The sequence below is a fragment of the Halomonas sp. KO116 genome (assembly GCF_000734975.2).
GTDB lineage: Bacteria > Pseudomonadota > Gammaproteobacteria > Pseudomonadales > Halomonadaceae > Vreelandella > Vreelandella glaciei.
This window is the reverse complement of record NZ_CP011054.1, coordinates 82,924-103,549: the sequence shown is the minus strand read 5'-3', so window position 1 is coordinate 103,549 and position 20,626 is coordinate 82,924. Positions and strand designations below refer to the sequence as shown.

Below are 20,626 nucleotides of genomic sequence, written 5' to 3'. Positions count from 1 at the left end.
ACATCGCAACATTGAGGGAACCGCCATGAAACAGTCAAACAATGGGCCTGATTCTCAACCACGTCCCACCGAAGGGTTTGGCGTACCCCTGACAGAGACTAACCCACACTGTTTTCTGGTCCGCGTTCCCAAGAACAACAAAGGGGCGGTCGAGATTGTTGAAAACCTGGGGGTTCAGGCTAAAGACAACAGTAGTGAGGAAATCGTGCGGGTGATTCTGGATCGTCCACGCTGGACAGCCATACGCCAGGAAGTGCAGCGCATCTTTAACAACCGGCTAAAAGAACACAAATTAACGACGAGCCGTTGGAAGGTGGGTGATAACCCGGTTGATCGTCTGTTAGGTAAAGAGCTGTGTGTCTTGGCATGGGCCGTCGAAAGAATGGACGAAGACAATATACCCGTGGCTGTGCGCAACTGGATGGCTTTTCGGCCAGAAGAACGCTGGTGGCTTTTTAGCATGACGGCGATGAGTACCGGTCTTGCCCATGATGACGATAGAGGCTGGCGCGTAGCACTCCGACACGCGTTGGGTGATGTAGCTCAACATGATCTGTTCAAGCCACGCGGCGTAACCAAGCGTGCAGACGATCGCTCAGAACAGTCATTTGACCTATTTAGCCATAACCCCACCAAGGAGTGATGTATGAATTCTATGACGCAATCTGCCCCAGCAGAGCTTGTGCCCTTTGCCTTGAAAGACGCGCCAGCACTCATTGAAAAAGCGTTCCCGGCAACCAAGGTGTCTTATGAAGCCCAGAGAGAGAGGGGGGCTGGTCACGCTCAAACGTTAACTAGCCTTGGATCATACTGGAAAGGCCGTAAGCCACTCATTTTGGTTCGAGCGATTGTGTTAGGGAGTCTATTACCGCAAACAGATGATGCGGAGGCGGATCTGGCAATCTTAGAAGCCTTGATGGCCTTCGATATCGACAGTCTAGCGCGTCGTGCCGTTGTTCAAAAGGCTTTAAAACCCAAAGGTATAGCAGCCATGGTTCGCTTGGAGAATCCATGGGCGTACTTCAAGCCAAGCGTGAAAAATGGCGCGTCCATTACGGAGGAGGACGTTAAAGCACGACACTTTCCGCTGGATGCAGATGCGCTTGGGGTAACCTTGCAATGGAAACGTGGCCTGGATGACGACAGCAAAGCGTTTGTAATGGCCAAAGCGCTTGAAACACTACCTAGCTACGAAGCTCGCGCCAGCCTATGCAAGCGCCCAGAGGAAGTCGATCAGGCATGGTTGTATGCCCCGGTGTGGCGAAAAGTGAATGCTCATTTTGCCCACCTTGGCGTAAATGCCGACTCTTTTAATACGCTGGTTGACCAGCTTGGTCAGCTTCGCTATGGCCGACGCCCGCGTGTGGGCGATACCTTTAGCGGTGGCGGGTCGATTCCGTTTGAAGCGGCTCGCTTAGGGTGTGATGTATATGCCTCTGACCTTAACCCGATTGCCTGCATGCTAACGTGGAGCGCACTCAACATCATTGGGGCGAGCCCGGAAAAGCGTGCGGAAATCGAGAAGGCGCAGCAGGAGGTAGCCAACGCGGTTGATAAAGACATTACCGAATTAGGCATTGAGCATGATGCACAGGGTAACCGTGCTAAGGCCTTCCTCTACTGCCTGGAAACAAAATGTCCTGAAACCGGCTGGATGGTGCCTATGTCACCGTCTTGGGTCATTTCCAAAAGCCGAAGCGTTGTCGCTCAGCTGATACCGGATCATGAAAATAAGCGGTTTGATCTTGTGATTGCATCAGGGGTGTCCAAAGAGGCTATGGACCATGCGGACGTAGGCACGGTGCAAAATGGCTCATTGGTTTATGAGTTAAATGGCAATACTTATCGCACCGCTATTAAAACCTTAAGGGGTGATTACAAAACCGCAGAGGGCAATAACAGTAATAGGCTTCGCCGTTGGGAAAAAAGTGATTATAAACCCAAGGCGGACGATATCTTTCAAGAGCGTCTTTATGCCGTTCAATGGATTGAGGCGGACACGGTTAACACCACGAAGCCCAGGACATTTTTCACCTCAGCCACCGAGGCTGACATAACGCGGGAAAAAAAGGTTGAGGGATTGTTAGCCGATAATTTAAGCAAGTGGCAGGAAAGCGGATTTGTCCCTGATATGGCGATAGAGCATGGCTACAACACAAGTCAGCCTATCCGCGAGCGAGGCTGGTCACATTGGCACCACTTGTTCACGCCACGGCAACTGCTAACGATGGCCATTTTGCAACGTCACGTACGAAGCTCAAAAATGGCTAACTATCTCTACCATAAGCTAGCTAATACCCCTAATTGGATGTCTCGACTTTGCTTATGGGCAACATCGCCTGCCCGAGCCACGGGAGGCGCAGGTGACTATTCCGTACATGTATTCTACAACCAAGCACTAAACACGCATTCTAACTATGCGGGAAGATCCTGGCACGATTACCTTCCTATTTATCAAAAGAATGCGCCCGTATCTCCCGTGCCGGGTAAGAGCGTCGTTGCAACTAAAACAGCCAGCGAAATAGACCAAATTAATGACCTATATATAACTGATCCTCCATACGCCGACGCGGTTAATTACCACGAAATTCTCGAGTATTTTATTCCATGGTTAAGGAAGAATCCCCCAGCACCATTTGACCAATGGAAGTGGGACTCACGCCGGAACTTAGCCATCAAAGGTTCTGACGACGATTTCCGAAGCGGTATGGTCGATGCGTACAAAGCGATGGCTGATCACATGCCCGATAATGGCATGCAGTGCGTGATGTTTACCCACCAGGATACCGGGGTCTGGTCCGATATGGTGGGTATCTTTTGGGCCGCAGGCTTGCAGGTGGTGGGCGCTTGGTACATCGCCACAGAGACCACATCTGAATTGAAGAAGGGTGGCTACGTACAGGGTACCGTTATTCTGATGCTGCGCAAGCGCCTCGACGGCGACCGTAAGGGCTTTACACGTCGTATCTACCCCGCTGTGCACAATGAGGTGGAAAACCAGATAGAGGAAATGCTTCACCTTAACCAGCAGGTCGAAGATCACACAGGCGAACCGGTGTTTAACGATGCTGATCTGCAAATGGCCGGGTATGCCGCTGCGCTCAAGGTACTGACGGCCTACACCGAGATTGGTGGTGAAGATGTGACCACCTTTGCGCTACGTCCGCGCAAAAAAGGTGAAAAAACCGTGGTTGATGAGATCGTTCAGCAAGCCTCTGAAACCGCGAATGGTCTCTTAGTACCCGAGGGCCTTAAGCGGGATACCTGGCAGTCGATCAACGGTATCCAGCGATTTTACCTGAGGCTCCTCGATATTGAGACGACCGGTGCCAGTAAGCTTGATAACTACCAGAACTTCGCCAAAGCCTTCCGCGTTGAAGATTACACCCGCGTGATGGCAAGTACCGCGCCGAACAGTGCCAAGCTTAAGCAAGTCAACGATATGTCCTCGCGTGACTTAATGGAGACCACGGAACTTGGGGCCACGCACCTGGGGCACTTAATGGTGGCCTTGCAGCAGTTATTAGGTGACGTTGATATCAAAGTTGCGGTGAAGCAGTTAGCCGATAACCTACCCGACTACTTTGAAAAGCGCGGTGAACTGGTCGATATGTCGCATTTCCTCGCCGCGAAGGTGGCCAATGAGGACGTGCGGCAATGGGCAGAGGTACTGGGCGATCGTATCGCTAACGAACAACTGGCATAGGGGGGTCCCGCGTGTCGCTTTATCCTATGTCGATGGGGGCGGGTTCACTGCCCCCCAGCATTACCCGGTTATCATCGCGCACCCACGCGCTCGATGAATCCTTTTTAAACAAGTACCTGAAAGGGGCAACGCGCTATCGCCGTATTGCAGGCTATTTCACTTCCTCAATGTTTGAAGTGGCCGGCGAGGAGATAATGAACATTCCCCGTGTGGAAATTGTTTGCAATGCGGATATTCAGCCAGACGATTTGCGGGTGGCCAAGGTCGCCCAGGCAAAGCTCATGGGAAAGTGGAATGAACACACAGACCTTGAAGCCGATGCGTTGCTCAATCGTAAGCGCTACCAGCAGTTATCAGAGTTCCTAACACGCGGCCATACCATCAAAGTGGCACCGTCGAGTAATTGCGGTTTTGTGCATGGCAAAGCAGGCATTATCGACCTAGCGAACGGCCGCAAGATCGGCTTTATCGGCTCCATGAATGAAACGTCGTCGGGTTGGCGACACCATTACGAGATCCTTTGGGCGGATGAAAGCCCGGAGGGTATTGCCTGGATAGAGGCTGAGTTTGATTACCTTTGGAACAGTGCTGCCTTACTACCAGAGGCGGTCTCCACCGAAATACGCCGACGCACAAAGCGTCATGAAGTTTCCCTGCCAGAGATCAAAGACCCTGAACACGTAGCGCCAGCAGCATTGATTGAGTCTCCCATGTATCGGGAAGGGTTCACGCTCCAGCCGTGGCAGCAAGGCTTTGTGACTGAGGTGCTAAAACACTATCGAGCCTACGGGGTAGTGCGCCTCTTGTTAGCCGATGAAGTGGGGCTTGGCAAAACGCTGTCGATGGCGACGGGTGCCTTGACGCTTTCATTACTGGAGGAGCAGGGAGGTAAGGCACAGCCGACCGTGGTGTTTACACCGGCCACGCTTTGCGAACAGTGGCAAACGGAGCTGATCGACAAGCTGGGGATTCCCACCGCTCGTTGGGATACACAACAAAAGGGATGGGTAAACCCTCATGGTGTACTGATATCGGCTATCGGTACGCACCACATCGCAAATTGCCCGCTTCGGATTGGCATTATCTCAACAGGCCTGATGGTTCGCGACTCCGAGGAAAAGCAGTATCTTCTTGGTCGCCGGGGTGATTATGGGCTTGTGGTCGTTGATGAAGTCCACAAGGCACGTTCGATGCTGACGCCTGGATCGCGCCCGGAGGTAGACAACAAGCTGTTAGCGTTTCTGAAAAGGCTCGCAGGGCAGGCAAAGCACGTCATTCTCGGTACAGCAACGCCCATCCAAACCCGTCGAGAAGATTTGTGGGACGCGCTACGGATACTCAACCAAGGGAAAGGCAGTTTTGTATTGGGTGAAGGGCTATCTCGCTGGCACTACCCGTCTGAGGTGGTAGATTTGCTTTCGGGGGTCCAGCGGATAAACCGCGCTGAACAGGCCTGGACACTGGTTAAAACGCCATTACCGCCCGTTGGGGCGACCAATGAGCCCAAGGCTAGACAGCTTTATCATCTTATCCGTACCGAGCTTGGAATAGGAAAAGGCGCTTACTATTGCGACCCACCACTGGCGACGCTCGATGAAGACATACGTGACGTATTGCAGGATGCCTTAGACCAGGACGTGAACGGCGCCAGCTTCTTTCAGCGAGAAAACCCGTTTGTTCGCCACATTGTTCTGCGCAAGCGGTCAACGCTTGAAGATGCCGGTTTGCTGCCGCGTATTGCGGTTGACGTACACCCGGACCTTGCCCGCGTTAGCGATGATCACGCTTTTCGGGGGCTCTTTGACGGAATTGGCTTGCGTGTTGATGACGATTACCGGGCAGCGTACGAAGCAGCTCAACTGTTCGGTAAAGCGCTCGCCGCGAAGGGGCGGGGAAGCGGCTTTATGAAAAACCTGATGGAGCAGCGTATTTGTAGCTCTGTCCATGCGGGTCTTAGCACTGCTCGAAAATTGCTAGAAGGGGAGGCAGTCGAAGATGACGACGATGATCAAGGCATAATCGCTCAGGTTGATAATGCCTCAAGTTTAGAAGTAGAAGCCTTGGAAACGCTGATTAGCCGATTGAGTGAAGTCCGCGAAGATCCCAAACTGAACGCTATACAGTTCTATTTGGACAAAGAGCGGTGGCTGTCGCTGGGTTGCATTGTCTTCAGCCAGTATTACGATACGGCGGCCTGGGTGGCGCAATCGCTTGCATCACGTTACCCCAACGAAGCGATTGGCTTGTATGCAGGTTCGGGTAAAAGTCGCTTGTTCTTTGAAGGGACTAGCGTTGCGGCCGAGCGTGAAAATCTCAAGCTCATGGTGGCCGAGCGAAAAATTAAGCTGATGATAGCCACCGATGCGGCTTGTGAAGGCTTAAACCTCCAAACGCTAGGCACATTAATCAACGTAGACCTGCCCTGGAATCCAACAAAACTGGAGCAGCGTATTGGTCGTATCAAGCGCTTTGGTCAGACGCGTGATCGCGTCGATATGCTCAATCTGGTCAACCATGGCACAGTAGATGAACGGGTCTATGAGCGGCTATCAGAACGAATGCGTGACCGATTTGACCTGTTTGGTGCCTTGCCTGACACGATCAAGGACGAGTGGATTGAGAATATCGAAGACCTGGGTGAAGAAATGGATAAATACATCGAGGCACAGAAGAAAGAGACTGGGTTCGACATTAGGTATAACAACACCTTAGTGCCTACGGATACTGATTGGGGGGAGTGTGCGGCGGTTCTATCGCGTCGTGATTTTCAGGTGCTTATGAATCAAAGCTGGAGTGGGAAAGTAAAGGCGAATACACATGTTGAACAAAACAGCCTGCTTTGAAAGGCGCGCCTATGTATGCAGAAAACGGTTGGCATTGCAGGCTTACGAGGATACAGGGGCTGGCCTATGTAAACCTACTAAGTCAGTCTGGCATCTGTAGATTAAAATACTTTTAAATTCATAGCTTTGAGAAATGGATAACGAATGAACCGGCCAGCGTTAAAGCATCTCAATACATGGAAGTACACGAAGTATGTGAGCTGGCCGGCAAGCTGGGTGAAGCCTATGATTCGGATTCCATTGCCTTGTGGAAAATACATCACCCGTTCAGTGAATCCGCTTGAAGATGAGCTGGAGACCATCCAGAAATGCAAAGCCGAGCGTGACAAGATTGCCATACCAATATGGGGGGAGGAGCGCTGGCGCCAGATCCTTACCGTGCCTGCACGAAGTGTTAGCAGGCCACGAAAAGACCCCACAACACCATACAATGGTGTTCAGCACCAGGAGCGCCCAGGGAGGGCAAACCGCTACACCACAACGTGGTATGAAGTTGAACACCATCCAGGGACGCTAATCGAGTCGCAAACGCACGGGAAAAGACTACCTAGAAAAAAGCGTAGCGCTGACTTTTCGTATGGTACAGATAAAGCCATGTTCGCTGATAAGGAGCAGGCCAAAGAAGCGGCCATTGCATTGGCGAAGGAGAAGCAATCAGAGGTCTACGTTGTCATTCATGGTGGCGATGACGAGCCATCAATTATGACGCTAAAAACGTTATAAAGCAGTAGGTTATAAGCAGCCAAACAACCCACTAACCAGGACTCGAAATGAGGCCCTGTTTTTTATGGGCACAATAAAATTATAGGGCCTGTTAAAAAATCGTTGCTTGAACCTGACAAAGTATGCTGAACTAAAAAGGTGTTAGTGGCTTCGTTCACAGGTTTGGCCGTGCTGTGAGTGTCCCTAACAGAGTACCCTCGTAGTGTGGATGCCCTTTTTAATACCACCGCTACACAACTTATGGCCAAACATGTGTAGCCATAACTGCCAATAGGCGGTTTGATTGTGGTGCAAAAAAGGAGTCGTCATGTCTAAAAGTCCTACCTCCAGGCTATTAAAGCCCGTCATCGCCAAGTTGGTGACCATTCTTCCGATCCCCGAGGATCATAAAGACCCTCTCGCGAGTACCGCGCAATTTTGCCATGCGGCTCTCGGTTCGATCAGCCCCGAAAAAGCCGGTGAACATAAACTACCAATAGAAAAATACCCCCCTTATTTCGACTGGTGCCCTGAGTACGATTTTATATCGACTTCACGCCGTATAAGTCGGCTATTAGGCCTACCACAACAGCAAAGTGATGACGCTGCTCAGCTGGTCATTAGTGAGCTTGGCAGCAATCGGATTGGCTTGAATAAGGCGCAATTGTTCCTTGATCCCACCTTCGAGAATATCCGGGATGCGCACCTTGGTTTCCTTCTCAAAGGATTACCTTTTGAGGAGGGGCGTTATAAACCGACCACAGCAACCATGGCAATCGCTAGCAAGGTCATACCTAAACCGGACACATCGTGGGCCAGCCGTTTAGGCTTAATGAGTAAGCAGCCGAGTACGCATTTCAATGGCAACGTGCTTGAGATCGTTGCGAGAAGTAAATGCTATGTCTGGTCATTTCCTCCCGCAAAGCTAAGTGAAACAACCACTGCATCAATGGATATATTTGATGGCTGGGTGGGCAGTGGAGGTGAGTACGATCGTAATAGGGCGTCACTGGGGATGGGGTTCGTGATTATAGCTGAGCCTTGGGGGAGTAAAGACCCTGCAACGGGCAAAGCCCATGATCAATACAACTTCTACGTACCGCATTGGCTCTATGATGAGCGTTATGCAAAGTTAAGACCCGATAGTGATGGATGGCGTGTGGGCAACATTTTAGATAAAAGCATTTACGAAGGCTGGCCCAATGGGACGAAGTTAAAGTGGCATCTTCACGGTGGTATCAGGTCCTTACCCCAGATTAAATCCTGTCTGAAATGCAGCTCACTCTATATAGAACGTGCTAACGCCTTACCGGGAATGCCAGTGACGTGTAAATGTCACGTCGCTGCGATGGTTGCTGCTAAAGCTGCTGCCTCGACGGCTTATGACATGGGGTATAGGGCTGGGCTGAATGCCTCCGATGGCAGTGCTATTTGATTATTGCACGCGGCAAACGCGGAATCTCGGTGGGTTCTGCACAATCACAGAAGGAGACAAATATGAGCTACTACGATCAGAAAGAGAAGGCCCTTGAAGCAGCAATGGCGGCAGCCCGTGTGGCGTATAACCAGGGGTATGGTGACGGTGTAACCCAAGGCGTTGAGGCAGGCATTGGCATTGGCTTTGTCATGGGCGTTCAAAGAGTGCAGGCGGCGTTGTCAGATGGGCTACGTCACGGCTCCCCGGAGTGCGGGCGAGCGTTAGAAGGCATGAAGCGTTTAGGCATTAATAAAGAGGGCTAAGTGCCACCGTAATACCGCCTGCAAAGCGTCAGGCGGTATCAGGTATGCAGCGATTAATCAGTCAACGCATCCGATTCCCTGAGCGCCTTTGCTAAAGCGATATCCAGCTCAATCTCACTAGCCGAAACCGTCATAATCTCCGGCTTATCCCATTCAGAAACCGCCACTATATCCTCTTTGGTCAGGCCTAATCGGCTCTGTAAGCGCGCCGCATAGCGGTCTGGCAGAATGGGGTGCTTGGCATCCCAGGGCGCCAAAATGGTTGCGCGGGCGTAGCAATCATCCGTCTGTTCCATTCCTTCAAGTGCAATGCTATTCGCGTGTGCGAGGAGGGGGGAGATACCGTCTTTCGATGCAATAATGGGCGTTTGCGTTTGTACCCAAGCCCAGCTCCGGTATTCGCTTTCACCGTCACGAACATAGGCGATTACGATGGCCTGCCAATGACGAAATGTGCCAGAGGCCACGGTGTAGGTGGCTTCAATCTTCTCCGGGGTAGCGATACAGAGTAGGTTTTTGCCGTGGTGGTGGGCTGGTATGGGTTCACCGGCTTCGGCACGGGAATGCAGAACGTAGCGCCAGCTATAAGCCAGCCGCGCCATTTGCTCGATTTTGCTCCGCTCACGAACGGATATTGGCTTATTGCTGTGCGCGGCGGTGCGCTTCCGGGGGCTTTTAGTTTTGGCCATAAGTGTCAATGTCCGTGCTAAATAGAGTAGAGGGCTTAAGAATCACTCTGCGCTGATAGCGCAAACGCCTTGTTGAATATATCGGCCGCATCGTCACGATAGCCGGTGGTGGCGTCAAACAAGTAGGTTTCTGTTGTCGCTACGGTCGAGTGGCCCAGTAACTTTTGAATGGCACGAAGCGGCAAACCGGCTTCAAGCAGGGTGGTTGCATAGGTACGGCGGTAATCGTGTGGCGCAATGTCAACGTGTTCGCTACCCAGCAGATGGCGAAGTCGCTGGTTCACTTCACCACAGATTTTCTCAAGGCGCTTGTTAATCATGGCCACCGAAAGCGGCTTGCTAACATCCTTCGGCCGTTTGCCATTGCGCCAGATCGCCGTGAGCAGAAAGCCAGGTTCCCGGCCCCGGTAGTGGTCCAGGTAGTGCATCAGGCGTTGCCACGTTCCATCGGCAATCTTAAGCGTACGGTCTTTGTTGCCTTTACCGGTCACATGGACTTCACGGGTCACCATATCAATATCGGAAAGCTTTATGCTGCAGGCCTCCGCACGCCGGAAACCACAGGTGGCCAGCAGCGAAAAAATCACACCATCGCGGGCACCCATCGCGGAATTCAAGCTGTCGCAGTAGGTCAGTATCGCATCGAGCACAAAACGTGGATGGGCTTTGCCGCGGCTCGATTTATCCGAGTTGGCCAGCTTGATCGACTTGATACGCTCATACGTCTCGCGTTCCATTAATCCCAGCATCACGGCTTCTTGGGCCACGCCTCGGAACAAAGCACGGAAGGCGTTGCGCGAGGCAGCGCTTAAGGGTTTATCGGGGTGATCGCGTAATGAGTTCAACGCTTCCTGAACGACGCTCCCGGTGAAGTCTTCCCAATGCACAAAATCAATGCAATGCAGCTGCTCGGGATAGACCTTGCGCTTGTCGGGCTTATCTACACCGGGGGGTACAAATTTAGGGGGCTTGGGCACGCCGATAAAATATTGAGCAATGCGGTTCAGCTGACTACGCTTATTATCGCGGGATACTTTTGACTCTTGGGCCTGGATGTGGCGCCAAGCGGGATTGCGGTTACGCGGGATCGGTGATGCTGACATGCGTACCGGAATGGCATCGTGCGTGATGGCCACATTGCCATAGCTAGCCGGCGATGGGATCACCGAACCTTGGTTATGGAGCGGCACAACCTGGGAGTGCTTAACATCATGACTCATACTACTGGCCATCCTTAAACGTCGTTGCTCTTGGACACAGACTGCAGTGCAGTTTCCAGGTCATCAAGGTCGGTTCCACAAGATGGACAGTATTTGCCGAACTTATCCGCATGAGCTTCATGGCCACAGCGTTGGCATACGTAGAATTCTCCGTCGTTCATAGCAGGCGCCCATATTGTGACTGGATCTCCCGGTACCGGTAACCGGGCTATATCAAAGTATCTATTACGTACATTATATATAATTTGAAAGGGATATGGGAGCCGCTTGGTGCGTCACCGCCCTTCTATATGCTTCACTCGTTAATAGCTTAATTGTCACTTTTCGCATATATATCAACAGTATGCGTTGCTTTGCGTGGTACAAATGAGGGCTCAGATTTAAAATCTAGGTTTCTAGCAGGGGCGTTGGGCTCGGAATTTTCGTAGAGACGCTGAAAATGGCTTCCCAGAATCTTGCAAAGCAGGTAGGCGACCACACAAAGTGCTTAATTTCTCAACGCAAAGTGCTTAACTTCCACACAAAGCACTAAATGCGGCGTATACCCGCCCAGCACACTGAATACAGATTAAGCGTAATTACTGTAATACGGGTATTACAGTAATATGAGGTGGATTTGTGCTGGAGGCTGTATTTTGATCGCTACGGCACGTAGTCGATATTTTCAGTGTAAGAAACACTAGGCGTCGGTGAATGATCAATCATCATGATTTCCACTCGTTCTTCAAGACACATAGCATCAATAAATTCACCACAAAATTTATAACCCGCTAACGTTTCGGCCTCTGCATTAATCTCAAATTCAAAAGCAGTGACGTTTTTACTAATATCAGTTTCTATGTAAGGCTCAATAAGGAACGGGATTTCAGCCCCAATAAACCAAGCTAAATCATAAGAGAGCTGGTGCTTACGATACGAAGGGTCTATATAAATCATGCCAATATTGATCGTGTAGCACATATTTACTATGTTCTTCAAAGAACTACTCTGATTTTTTTCTTCGTTTTAGGTAAGACTGCCTTGGCTTGCTTTTCACGCCAGATGCTCTCTTGTTCTTTACGACGTAAAGCAGCATTTCGTTTCTTAAATGGGGCTAGGTCAGGCACATAACATGTCACAAGCTCTTTATAGCCATCTTTGACGATGAACAGCAAGTAGAGATTGCTGCCAGGAAGTGTCCAGGTTTCAGCGGGATCATGAGGGCCGTATCGCATACTTTTATGTTTTAAAACGCTGTCAGGCAGCTGCGTTTGAACAAACTCTGGACGATACAAAAAGCGCATTAAGCTGCGACGTGGAGATTTAATAAAGTCGGTATTTCGTTCGGTGTAGCGTTGTACAGCATGCGGGCTGATTTGTATTTTTCCCAGGACGGGGGTGGTATAAGTAATTTTTCCAGCATGCAGATAGTGGTCGAACTCAATCGTTAGTGATGGGCCTTCTAAAGCACTTTGAAGGCGATCGTCGTTACCATTGACCTTCATGGCCGCGCCAAGCATATCTGACCATAAGAAACGGGCATACGGAACAAGGTTTCTTGTTTTGCGGGCACCAGTGATAATTTGCAAAATCTGTTCTGATGAAAAAAAGAAACTATGACCATCGCCAGCAACAGGATAACGATCAAATACTTGCTCATGAAATAGCAAATGACGGATAGCTACAAACTCAGCGATAAGTTCATGACTTGCCTGTGGCTCTGGGAACGCCACGATAACCGTACCGCACTTATTAAGGCCTGTTGACCAAGCTATTTTCACTTTATCTAGGGAGCTATCCACTAGCCAGGTTCTTAAGGTCATCATATTCATTACTCCTTTCATTTCAGCGGTATGTAGAACAGTGTCACCACTGAGCTACCTTATCGCGGATGGTGGTTGGGTTGGTTGATGTGTATAGTTTCCCATACATATTGAATATGGCAAATTAATTCGGGAACTATCCAACGGTTTTTTTTTGGACAAAGCGAATCGACTTCATATAGTATCTGCCCATCACTAAGTAAAGGATATATAGAAATGTCAGTATTAAAAACGTACCTGGATAAAGAGAACGAATTAAAAAACCTGCAGGCCGAATTAGAAGCAATGAAAGATGATGCTGGCCTTAAGCATGAAATGGAGTTAAAACAGCGAATTGAAGCCTTGATGACGGAGTTTGACAAGACCAATCGTGACGTGATCAATCTACTCGATCCTGAGCACTTCTCTACGAATGCTTCCGGCAAGACGGGAACTGGGGTACGTAAGAAACGTGCCCTCAAAGTCTATAAAAACCCGGAAACCGGTGAGGTAATTGAAACACGAGGTGGGAACCACAAAGGCATTCGCGCCTGGAAGGATCAGTATGGCCAGGAAACGGTAGATAGTTGGGTTATCGCTGAGCATACTTAATTGCGGGTGATTACTTGCTAAAAAGCTCACTGGGGCAAGTTTTAACAATGCGTGTAGTAACTTCGGTTGCTGCACCTTTTTTTTGGCCAAAAGGTAGGCAAAAAATAACCTCCCGAGCGCAAGCGCCGGGAGGTGTGGTGTTAACGGTTAGGCTTGCCGCCTAACCGGTGCGGATCTGCGTAGAAATCGCAAGTCTGGGAAACCCAGCACCCCTTGCGTTTTCAGTACGTCATTCCAGTCTACGCTTTTTTCACCCTCTGGTATGGGCATTGGGGGCTCAAAGACAAACACTTTGAATCCTTCTACCTCCAGACGATCTTTCAGCGTGTTAGCGGCCTCCTCGCCCGCTTTTGATACATCTTTATCCTGCCAAATAATGAACGTATGAACCTGATCTTTAAGCACCAATGGTACTTGGTACCCAGCCATCAGAGACGTGTTAACCAGGCTATGAACACCGATGCCTGTAGCAGACATGGCAGCCCAGCCAGTCTCTTTGCCTTCACACAGGCCCAGCACGCCACCTACTGGATCGCCTAGCTTGATAGAGCAGCCATTCACCTCCATATCGGAAGGCGCAGCCATCATCTTACGAGCCGACTCAACAGGTGCCTTGCGCCCTTCTGGCGTCAAGTACGTGCGGTGAACTGTGACCAGCTCCCCATCAGCATTACGCAAAGCGCCCATAAATGCCGGGTAATCGCCAAGGCAAGACCACTTCGAGGTTTCGACCCCATCTACTTCTTGGATCGTCTCCTCGTAGTAAGGCAGTGCTGGGTGAAAGCGCAAGTGTTCAGTATCAAACAACTTGCTGCTAACGCGCAGTCGAATGCCACGGTCTTTCATCAGGTAGCGAAGAAACGGAGCTGCTTCTGGCGCTGTTAGCGCTAAACCTTCATTCCAAGCCGAAAGGATTTTAGAACGAGCCCGCTCGGGAGATACCGTGCGAACTTTAGCCATGCGTTCTTGGAGGTTTTTTGCCCAGCGGGGAATTTCAGGCACCACCACATTACTACGTGGCTTAGCTGGCGTTCCGGTTAGCCGGGTTTTAGGTTGCACTTGGAGAGATTCACCTACCGCCTCTAAGGCTGTGCGGAAATCCCATTTATTAGCCCACATCAGGACTTCAAAGCCATCAGAGAATGCGCCACAGCAGTTGCAGATAGCGCTTCCACGCTCGTTGAGCGTATCACGGAAGAAACGAAACCGCGTTTTACCGCCGTTAAAGGGACAAGGCATTTGCTTGCCGGGTTTTTGCAGTGCTGTTTGAAAGCCCTCGGGGAGTAATGAACCCAGGGCTAACGGCCAACGACCGCGCACTGCTTCTTTTACTGCATCAGATTCAAAGTATTCGTTATCTTTGAGCATTACGGTTCTCCATGAAGTTAAGGGTATGGGACTTCCCTTAACCCAGGCCGTGCCAAGGTTAAGAGAAGCCCCATAACCCCACGGCAAAGAGAACGCGCCCCTAACAGGGGATCGGTTCCCTGCCAAGGTGGGTATATGACGAAAACGCCAAAAGACGCAGATCGTTAGGACGATTGCGTATAGAAAAAAAGCGTGGGAATAGCGGGGTAAACCGCAAAAGAAGAATGCTGGTTATTTAGCAAGGCCAGCGCTACCTTCGAAGCTCTATCAACGGATAGAGAACACCCATAGATTCGCATGATCCCACAGGCATGTAAAGCGTTAGGCTTCTATGGTGCAGCGCGCAAGTTTATTTCATATACAGTTATGCAATATGATATCGGTATAATGTATATACCTAACTATCTACCCTTTGCTGTGTAAAGAATAACGCCACTCATTGAGTGGCGTTATGGTTTCAGTGGCTACGCTGCCTGGGCTTTATTGCTAAGCCCTTGGGTAACGAGGTCACTAATAGTGTACTGCAAGTCATGTAATGCTGGTGTGGCATAGTCACAGATACGGCACATGGCCATAGCTGCGATATTTATGTCATACCCTGCTTTGCCCAGTGGATCATCTTCAAAGCGCAGTAGGTTAATGACTTCCTGCTTTATGCGTTCAACGTCGGCAGCAATCTTGGTACCAATTGTGCCATCAGGTGTTCCGCCCAACTCTACGATATTAAAGCGCACGTCAATATCTGGATCATCCACGAAAGATGACAGAAGGTTTAGCACCTCCATATCACGGCTTTTAAGCCGTTTTCGTAGACGCTCGGCCATACCTTCGGTTTCGTCATCGATTTCACTATTACGAAGGAGCAAGCTTTTGAGCCCGGTAAGGGTGATCTCACCCAGAAGCTCGATAAATACGTCACCTTCTGCATAGAATTCGGGCACCACCGCTAGGTACGCACAATCAATGTCATACGTACTATCCAGCAGGTCGATTACCATTCCTCTTGCACGCTCGAACCGCGATGTATCTTTCATAGACCTCTCCTACGCTGCTTGTTGGGCAGTTGAGTAAAGGGCATCTATGGCGGTTAGCATTTCGCTGAACGTAAGCTTCCCGTAGTGAAACAGGTCACGGTATTCCTGTGCCTGGACACCCAGGCGCCAGCTCTCTTGCGTACTAAGGGTTTCAAGGGCGTTCTTGGCCGTCAGCACATAGCCGGTAGAGATAAGGTCTTTTAGAACCTGTTCCGGCGTTGCGTACGTACTGTGTCCGCTAAAGCCTTTTTCATCGAAAAACTGCGCCCGGTAATGACCTGGCTCAGTTGCATCCGGGAGGATAACCGCATATAGATCGGTTGTCGTTTTCAGCTGAACACCAATGGGATTGCCTGAGTGACGTTCCCAGCATGCATCCATGGTTGCTTGTCGCCGCTTAAAGCTCGCTTTTAAACTAGGTCTCATGATCCATCTCCATACGTGAAGACGGTATCTCCCCGGCTTGGGGAAATACCGCCAAGCGGGTAGTAAAAGGTAGGTTAGAACAACGTCGCAGCTGCGTTAGAACGGCTTACCATAGGCATCGGTAAGTTCAGTATCAAACACAATTCCGGTCTTAGGGCACACAAAGCCATAATCAAGATCAGCGGCAAGTTCCTGCAGCCGGTCCTCATCGACGGTGTGATGCAATGTGGCGCTCACCGTGATGGTGCGTCCCTCTGCTTTAATAATCTCGGTCGATTCTATCAAGGGGTCTGTAACGTGGTAGTCCACCTCTTGAACGATATCGTCGATATCAAAGTTATCGGTATGCGGCTTGAGTGTAAATTCAAACCTGACCATTGAAGTTTCCATGTAAAGCTCCTTTAGGCTCATAGAAATAGGTGATTGCACAGCCGAAGGGCCATGAACCATCCGTAGTGATATTGCGTGATAGCTAGTCAGCCGTACCTCAAGAGGTGGCGGAACGGCCTAGCAACAAACGACGGGCGTAGGACTGATCAACATTCTGATCAATCTGGGATAACACCTTTTCCAAGGTGGCTTGTAGGTCATGATGAGAACTACTTTCCCAGCAATAGCCTGAAACCGTAGAGAGGACATTGCGCCCTTCACTACAATAGTTACCGGCTAATCGAAACTGCCCAGCGCCAGCGGGAGATAACCAAAGGGATGCCGTTTTGGGACCTACGGCCGTATCGTAATCCTTGGTAGCAAGGATGCCGGTATGTCGAAGGTCGAAAGGGCTTGCGGGTAGCCAGCCGTAGGCTGTTACCAGTTGGGAAAGCTCTGTCTTGGTGGGGCAGATTGTCATAGCGGAAACCTAGCGTAGAAGTAGGCTCGCTTACCCTTAAGGGCATGGAGCCCACAAGGGTTAGAAAAATACTGGTTAATTTTGCGTGGCCAGTGCTACCACGTCAGATCGCTAAAGAGCGATAGAACGCCTAATATACCGAAATCACGTATGATTGGTATATACATCGAGAGAAACATTGCTATGTCGGATAAGCCATTACCTGATCTACCCTCGCTCGCTCAACGCCGCATGGAGTGGCGCAGACGCGTGCGCCAGCAACTAATGCCCATCGGTCTTCTTGGGGTCGTGACCGGGCTGATGCCATTGGCTTTCCATTCCTGGTTTCAACCATTACCGCTATGGCTGTTATTACTCACAGCCATAGGCATGCCCTTCGGCTTGGTAGTAATGGCACTAGCCTCCGTATTGAGCGATTACCCCACACGGTGGCATATCGAATTTGATCAACGAATACGACAGTCCCAGGGCAACAACGACCGCGTTTCCTCGCCATAGCCAAGCCAAAAAAAACCCCGCACTATGAACTGCACCCCAAAAGTTGGACACTCATCCAGCGATTGGGGTGTTTTTCATGGCGAAGTATAAGGAAGCGTTCAAGCTATTAGTCGTACAGCGCTACACAGAAGGACAAGAGGGTTATAGGAGGCTGGCCAAGCAGTACGGTCTTGACCATGCCACCGTCAGGCGTTGGGTGAAAAGCTATGAACAGCATGGCCTGAGCGGCCTGCAGAAGAAGTCCAGCCGCTACAGCGCTGAGTTCAAATTGTCGGTGTTGCAACGGATGAGACAAGAGGAGCTCTCAGCCCGACAAGCGATTGCCCTGTTCGATATCCGAGGTGGAGTGGGGGTCGTACGGCGGTGGGAAAGTCAGTATCATGAAGGAGGCTTCCAGGCGCTGGAGCCTAAAGCCCGAGGTCGCCCGACGAAGATGCCCACAGCAGAGCCCCCCAAGCCCCCACTTCCAGTGACTGAAAAGAGCTCGCTGGAGCAGCTGCTCCAAGAGAACGAATACTTGCGTGCTGAGGTGGCCTACCTAAAAAAATTGAGGGCCTTGCGTCAGTCCAAAGAGCAAGCCGCGCAGAAAAAGCGCGAGTAGTCCTTGAACTGAAGCAAGGCCACCCTTTGCCGGTGCTGCTAAAAGTCGCCGAACTGTCGCGTAGCACCTTCTATTATCAGGTAAGTGTTCAGCAGCTGGATGATCGGCATGCGGGTCTGAAGCGTCGAATTCATGCCCTCTACGAGCGTCACAAAGGGCGCTACGGCTATCGCCGCATCACAGCAGCGTTGCGCCAGGCGGGAGAGCAGGTCAACCACAAGACAGTCCAACGCCTCATGCAGCACCTTGGGCTGAAGTCGTTGGTACGCCCGAAGAAATACCGCTCCTATCGTGGCCAGCAGGCCAGTGTTCCCAACCTTCTTGCCCGTCAGTTTCAGGCTGAACGCCCCAACCAACGGTGGGTCACCGACGTCACGGAGTTCAATGTCCGAGGCGAGAAGCTGTACCTGTCGCCCGTGATGGACCTCTATAACGGGGAAATTGTGTCTTACACCATGCAGAAACGACCACAGTTCTCGCTGGTAGGGGAGATGCTGAACAAAGCCTTGGCCAAGCTGACCGACCAAGACGCGCCGCTGCTGCATTCCGACCAAGGTTGGCAATATCAGATGCCTGCCTACCGGCGCAAGCTCGCCGAGCATGGGGTGATCCAGAGCATGTCACGCAAGGGAAATTGCCTGGATAATGCCGCGATGGAGAGCTTCTTTGGAACGCTGAAGTCTGAATATTTCTACCTGAATCGGTTCGCCACTATTGAGCAGTTACAGGCGGGCATCCGACACTATATCCATTACTATAACCACGAGCGTATTAAGACCAAACTAAAAGGCCTGAGTCCGGTGCAGTACCGGAATCAGGCCTTGGCCGCTTAGTTGTTCACTGTCCAAGTTTATGGGGTCAGTTCACTAGGCGGGGTTTTTACATCATAAGCGTACGTCTTGATTAAGCTGCCTGCCCACCACTAATGCGGCTGGCAAACAAACGCGACATACGCGCTTCCCGCTCTAAAGCCTCTGCGTGTGCATTAAGCCAGGTAACGTGTACCTTACGCTCGCGCAGATCGATATAAAACGATGAAGACGGTTGTTGGCGCTTATTCATCGCATATTCAAACTCCTGCAAAAACTGGCTTAGTCGCATGCTTGATAGCCCACCGGGGGGTGTATCAGGTAGCTCATAGCACCAGTTCTGCCCTGCCTCTGTGAAACAGACCCGCAACACATGATCCGCTGGATCAGCGGCACAGAGATCGAGTGATTGCATGCTTTGCAAGGTCGTCATCGAGATTTGCATAACGTTTCTCCAGTAGGATAGCGAGCCTAATCCCCTCGCGGGCATCAGGCTCAATACATGGCAAAAGCCATCGTTAGGTGGATGGAATTACCTTAGATATAGCCTTTGTTGGCCATTGAGGTAGTGTCTTCGTGAGATACGATGATGTGATCCAACACGCGAATATCGACTAACCCCAACGCTTCTTGGAGCTGCTTGGTTATGCGCCTGTCGCCATCACTGACTGTGCAATCACCGCTTGGGTGGTTGTGATAGAACACCACTGCAGCAGCATTGTGCTTTAGCACATGCTTTATGACTTCACGAGCGTAAACCGAAGCTGAATTGATCGTTCCTCGGAAAAGCACGTCATTGCTTATCAAGCGGTGCTGCGTATCCAAGCAAAGCACACCGAAAAGCTCATGCTCCATCCCCAACAGGTAGCCTTGCAAATACTCAACCGATTGAAAGGGTCTCTCAAATTTCATCCCTTTAATCAGCTTGGTTTGTACCGCTAGACGAGCTAGATGCACCAGTTCTTCACACGTTACATCCCGGTCAACGCGATACGTTCCTGGTGCTTCACCAACGGTCAAGCTAACGAGCTCAGTGCTACCTAGCTGGTCGTAACAAAGCTCAGGTTCTAGCTCAAAGGCTAATGTGTGTTGAGTGGTCATAGTGGGATTCCAAATAGATACACGTATACCGAGAAAACGCCCCAAATGGGGCGCTCTCGGGACGTGTAGTAAAACCAATAGATACGATCAACCAGGGTGGCTAATCGCAGTGTGTCGAACGGATAGCGGCTTTCCTAACTCCCATACAAACCAAGTTGTTCAAGCAGCTCGTTATAGTCGTCGCCCATGGGCGGACGTTCTTCGTAGTTCATCGTGTGATAGCCATTGGAAATATTAGCTACCAATTCCTTTAAGCTTTGGTGCGCCTCAAGATAATAATCGCGATCAAGTTCAGCACCATCCGTTGAAGCCAGTTCTAGCGCGTCAAGGGCCAGTTGTAGTGCAGACTTTGCACGTTCAGGTTGAGGCATTAGCGTTACTGGAACACTGTCCGCAACTTCGCTAACCAGTGCGCCTTCCCATACAGTGGCTTTGGGGGGCCATCCATTGAAGAGCATACCAATTTCTTCATCGGATTCATGGTGTGCAAGATCTACGGCTTTATAGTGTTCGACTTCGATAACACGCTCATAGGTGCATACTTGGGTCACTTCCACTAATAGTTTGGTCGTCGTCATGGTTTTTCTCCAATGCAGGAATAAGCACAACACCACCCTCTCGGGTGAAATTGAGCATTAAGGCGCGA

21 protein-coding genes are annotated in these 20,626 nt (G+C 50.6%); 9 read left to right on the top strand and 12 right to left on the bottom strand.

Features of this window, described 5'->3' with window-relative positions; all coding sequences use genetic code 11:
• Nucleotides 1–25: 25 nt before the first annotated feature.
• The 6 genes from KO116_RS23495 (at nucleotide 26) to KO116_RS23470 (ending at nucleotide 8,991) form a co-directional block, all read left to right on the top strand.
• A complete protein-coding gene (locus tag KO116_RS23495) occupies nucleotides 26–643 on the top strand; it encodes an anti-phage-associated DUF3780 domain-containing protein (protein ID WP_045812369.1) in 618 nt (205 codons plus the stop codon).
• A gap of 12 nt (nucleotides 644–655) precedes the next feature.
• Nucleotides 656–3,706 (top strand): anti-phage-associated DUF1156 domain-containing protein, encoded by a 3,051-nt coding sequence (locus tag KO116_RS23490; RefSeq protein ID WP_035565697.1) that lies wholly within the window; start codon nucleotides 656–658, stop codon nucleotides 3,704–3,706.
• Nucleotides 3,707–3,738: 32 nt separating this feature from the next.
• Entirely contained in the window at nucleotides 3,739–6,549 is a 2,811-nt protein-coding gene (locus KO116_RS23485) for a phospholipase D-like domain-containing anti-phage protein (RefSeq protein WP_045812349.1), read from the top strand.
• Nucleotides 6,550–6,774: 225 nt separating this feature from the next.
• Complete coding sequence (locus KO116_RS23480; RefSeq protein WP_144408666.1) at nucleotides 6,775–7,272, top strand: hypothetical protein; 498 nt, start codon at nucleotides 6,775–6,777, stop codon at nucleotides 7,270–7,272.
• Between the two features lie 307 nt (nucleotides 7,273–7,579).
• Nucleotides 7,580–8,686, top strand: a complete 1,107-nt coding sequence (locus KO116_RS23475) for a hypothetical protein (protein WP_035565416.1) — start codon at nucleotides 7,580–7,582, stop codon at nucleotides 8,684–8,686.
• A 62-nt stretch (nucleotides 8,687–8,748) separates the two neighbouring features.
• Nucleotides 8,749–8,991: a hypothetical protein gene (locus KO116_RS23470; protein WP_035565418.1), complete on the top strand. Its 243-nt coding sequence runs from the start codon at nucleotides 8,749–8,751 to the stop codon at nucleotides 8,989–8,991.
• 53 nt (nucleotides 8,992–9,044) lie between these two features.
• On the opposite strand, the gene KO116_RS23465 is transcribed toward KO116_RS23470, so the two are convergent.
• The 4 genes from KO116_RS23465 to KO116_RS23450 all read right to left on the bottom strand — a co-directional run bounded on the left by KO116_RS23465 (nucleotide 9,045) and on the right by KO116_RS23450 (nucleotide 12,711).
• Nucleotides 9,045–9,680 carry a hypothetical protein gene (locus KO116_RS23465; protein WP_035565420.1) on the bottom strand — a complete coding sequence of 212 codons (636 nt, stop codon included), beginning with the start codon at nucleotides 9,678–9,680 and terminating at the stop codon, nucleotides 9,045–9,047.
• 35 nt (nucleotides 9,681–9,715) lie between these two features.
• Nucleotides 9,716–10,900 (bottom strand): tyrosine-type recombinase/integrase, encoded by a 1,185-nt coding sequence (locus tag KO116_RS23460; protein ID WP_035565422.1) that lies wholly within the window; start codon nucleotides 10,898–10,900, stop codon nucleotides 9,716–9,718.
• Between the two features lie 642 nt (nucleotides 10,901–11,542).
• Nucleotides 11,543–11,860 carry a hypothetical protein gene (locus KO116_RS23455; RefSeq protein WP_035565424.1) on the bottom strand — a complete coding sequence of 106 codons (318 nt, stop codon included), beginning with the start codon at nucleotides 11,858–11,860 and terminating at the stop codon, nucleotides 11,543–11,545.
• A gap of 14 nt (nucleotides 11,861–11,874) precedes the next feature.
• The gene (locus KO116_RS23450; protein ID WP_144408665.1) at nucleotides 11,875–12,711 is read right to left on the bottom strand and encodes a hypothetical protein; all 837 of its coding nucleotides are present in this window, start codon (nucleotides 12,709–12,711) and stop codon (nucleotides 11,875–11,877) included.
• A gap of 207 nt (nucleotides 12,712–12,918) precedes the next feature.
• Here KO116_RS23450 and KO116_RS23445 point away from each other — a divergent pair, with 207 nt between their 5' ends.
• Nucleotides 12,919–13,293, top strand: coding sequence for a histone-like nucleoid-structuring protein, MvaT/MvaU family (locus tag KO116_RS23445; protein WP_035565428.1), 375 nt, complete (start codon nucleotides 12,919–12,921; stop codon nucleotides 13,291–13,293).
• A 147-nt stretch (nucleotides 13,294–13,440) separates the two neighbouring features.
• On the opposite strand, the gene KO116_RS23440 is transcribed toward KO116_RS23445, so the two are convergent.
• The 5 genes from KO116_RS23440 to KO116_RS23420 form a co-directional block, all read right to left on the bottom strand.
• Nucleotides 13,441–14,661: a DUF7146 domain-containing protein gene (locus KO116_RS23440; RefSeq protein ID WP_052703881.1), complete on the bottom strand. Its 1,221-nt coding sequence runs from the start codon at nucleotides 14,659–14,661 to the stop codon at nucleotides 13,441–13,443.
• A 464-nt stretch (nucleotides 14,662–15,125) separates the two neighbouring features.
• The gene (locus KO116_RS23435) at nucleotides 15,126–15,695 is read right to left on the bottom strand and encodes a hypothetical protein (protein ID WP_035565430.1); all 570 of its coding nucleotides are present in this window, start codon (nucleotides 15,693–15,695) and stop codon (nucleotides 15,126–15,128) included.
• Nucleotides 15,696–15,704: 9 nt separating this feature from the next.
• Nucleotides 15,705–16,121: a hypothetical protein gene (locus tag KO116_RS23430; protein WP_035565432.1), complete on the bottom strand. Its 417-nt coding sequence runs from the start codon at nucleotides 16,119–16,121 to the stop codon at nucleotides 15,705–15,707.
• A 96-nt stretch (nucleotides 16,122–16,217) separates the two neighbouring features.
• Nucleotides 16,218–16,511 (bottom strand): hypothetical protein, encoded by a 294-nt coding sequence (locus tag KO116_RS23425; protein WP_035565434.1) that lies wholly within the window; start codon nucleotides 16,509–16,511, stop codon nucleotides 16,218–16,220.
• 97 nt (nucleotides 16,512–16,608) lie between these two features.
• A complete protein-coding gene (locus KO116_RS23420; protein ID WP_035565436.1) occupies nucleotides 16,609–16,971 on the bottom strand; it encodes a hypothetical protein in 363 nt (120 codons plus the stop codon).
• Nucleotides 16,972–17,154: 183 nt separating this feature from the next.
• On the opposite strand from KO116_RS23420, the gene KO116_RS23415 reads away from it, so the two are divergent.
• Together KO116_RS23415 and KO116_RS25250 are read left to right on the top strand one after the other, a co-directional pair.
• A complete protein-coding gene (locus KO116_RS23415) occupies nucleotides 17,155–17,469 on the top strand; it encodes a hypothetical protein (RefSeq protein ID WP_144408664.1) in 315 nt (104 codons plus the stop codon).
• A 76-nt stretch (nucleotides 17,470–17,545) separates the two neighbouring features.
• Nucleotides 17,546–18,903, top strand: a protein-coding gene (locus KO116_RS25250) for an IS3 family transposase (RefSeq protein WP_094584660.1) whose coding sequence is annotated in 2 segments (ribosomal slippage) — nucleotides 17,546–18,026 and nucleotides 18,026–18,903 — 1,359 coding nt in all. Because the reading frame shifts where the segments join, the coding sequence is not laid out codon by codon here.
• Between the two features lie 70 nt (nucleotides 18,904–18,973).
• Here the strand turns inward: KO116_RS25250 and KO116_RS23400 are convergent.
• The 3 genes from KO116_RS23400 to KO116_RS23390 all read right to left on the bottom strand — a co-directional run bounded on the left by KO116_RS23400 (nucleotide 18,974) and on the right by KO116_RS23390 (nucleotide 20,558).
• Nucleotides 18,974–19,324 (bottom strand): hypothetical protein, encoded by a 351-nt coding sequence (locus KO116_RS23400; protein ID WP_035565444.1) that lies wholly within the window; start codon nucleotides 19,322–19,324, stop codon nucleotides 18,974–18,976.
• Between the two features lie 92 nt (nucleotides 19,325–19,416).
• On the bottom strand, nucleotides 19,417–19,980 hold the full coding sequence (locus KO116_RS23395; RefSeq protein ID WP_082072727.1) for a JAB domain-containing protein: 564 nt from the start codon (nucleotides 19,978–19,980) through the stop codon (nucleotides 19,417–19,419).
• Between the two features lie 134 nt (nucleotides 19,981–20,114).
• Nucleotides 20,115–20,558: a hypothetical protein gene (locus tag KO116_RS23390; protein WP_035565446.1), complete on the bottom strand. Its 444-nt coding sequence runs from the start codon at nucleotides 20,556–20,558 to the stop codon at nucleotides 20,115–20,117.
• Nucleotides 20,559–20,626 lie beyond the last annotated feature (68 nt).

What these genes read in the sequence shown, in the direction of transcription:
- KO116_RS23495 (WP_045812369.1), top strand. Translation starts at nt 26, where the DNA reads ATGAAACAGTCAAACAATGGGCCTGATTCTCAACCACGTCCCACCGAA.
- KO116_RS23490 (WP_035565697.1), top strand. Translation starts at nt 656, where the DNA reads ATGACGCAATCTGCCCCAGCAGAGCTTGTGCCCTTTGCCTTGAAAGAC.
- KO116_RS23485 (WP_045812349.1), top strand. Translation starts at nt 3,739, where the DNA reads ATGGGGGCGGGTTCACTGCCCCCCAGCATTACCCGGTTATCATCGCGC.
- KO116_RS23480 (WP_144408666.1), top strand. Translation starts at nt 6,775, where the DNA reads ATGATTCGGATTCCATTGCCTTGTGGAAAATACATCACCCGTTCAGTG.
- KO116_RS23475 (WP_035565416.1), top strand. Translation starts at nt 7,580, where the DNA reads ATGTCTAAAAGTCCTACCTCCAGGCTATTAAAGCCCGTCATCGCCAAG.
- KO116_RS23470 (WP_035565418.1), top strand. Translation starts at nt 8,749, where the DNA reads ATGAGCTACTACGATCAGAAAGAGAAGGCCCTTGAAGCAGCAATGGCG.
- KO116_RS23465 (WP_035565420.1), bottom strand. Translation starts at nt 9,680, where the DNA reads ATGGCCAAAACTAAAAGCCCCCGGAAGCGCACCGCCGCGCACAGCAAT.
- KO116_RS23460 (WP_035565422.1), bottom strand. Translation starts at nt 10,900, where the DNA reads ATGAGTCATGATGTTAAGCACTCCCAGGTTGTGCCGCTCCATAACCAA.
- KO116_RS23455 (WP_035565424.1), bottom strand. Translation starts at nt 11,860, where the DNA reads ATGTGCTACACGATCAATATTGGCATGATTTATATAGACCCTTCGTAT.
- KO116_RS23450 (WP_144408665.1), bottom strand. Translation starts at nt 12,711, where the DNA reads ATGAATATGATGACCTTAAGAACCTGGCTAGTGGATAGCTCCCTAGAT.
- KO116_RS23445 (WP_035565428.1), top strand. Translation starts at nt 12,919, where the DNA reads ATGTCAGTATTAAAAACGTACCTGGATAAAGAGAACGAATTAAAAAAC.
- KO116_RS23440 (WP_052703881.1), bottom strand. Translation starts at nt 14,661, where the DNA reads ATGCTCAAAGATAACGAATACTTTGAATCTGATGCAGTAAAAGAAGCA.
- KO116_RS23435 (WP_035565430.1), bottom strand. Translation starts at nt 15,695, where the DNA reads ATGAAAGATACATCGCGGTTCGAGCGTGCAAGAGGAATGGTAATCGAC.
- KO116_RS23430 (WP_035565432.1), bottom strand. Translation starts at nt 16,121, where the DNA reads ATGAGACCTAGTTTAAAAGCGAGCTTTAAGCGGCGACAAGCAACCATG.
- KO116_RS23425 (WP_035565434.1), bottom strand. Translation starts at nt 16,511, where the DNA reads ATGGAAACTTCAATGGTCAGGTTTGAATTTACACTCAAGCCGCATACC.
- KO116_RS23420 (WP_035565436.1), bottom strand. Translation starts at nt 16,971, where the DNA reads ATGACAATCTGCCCCACCAAGACAGAGCTTTCCCAACTGGTAACAGCC.
- KO116_RS23415 (WP_144408664.1), top strand. Translation starts at nt 17,155, where the DNA reads ATGTCGGATAAGCCATTACCTGATCTACCCTCGCTCGCTCAACGCCGC.
- KO116_RS23400 (WP_035565444.1), bottom strand. Translation starts at nt 19,324, where the DNA reads ATGCAAATCTCGATGACGACCTTGCAAAGCATGCAATCACTCGATCTC.
- KO116_RS23395 (WP_082072727.1), bottom strand. Translation starts at nt 19,980, where the DNA reads ATGACCACTCAACACACATTAGCCTTTGAGCTAGAACCTGAGCTTTGT.
- KO116_RS23390 (WP_035565446.1), bottom strand. Translation starts at nt 20,558, where the DNA reads ATGACGACGACCAAACTATTAGTGGAAGTGACCCAAGTATGCACCTAT.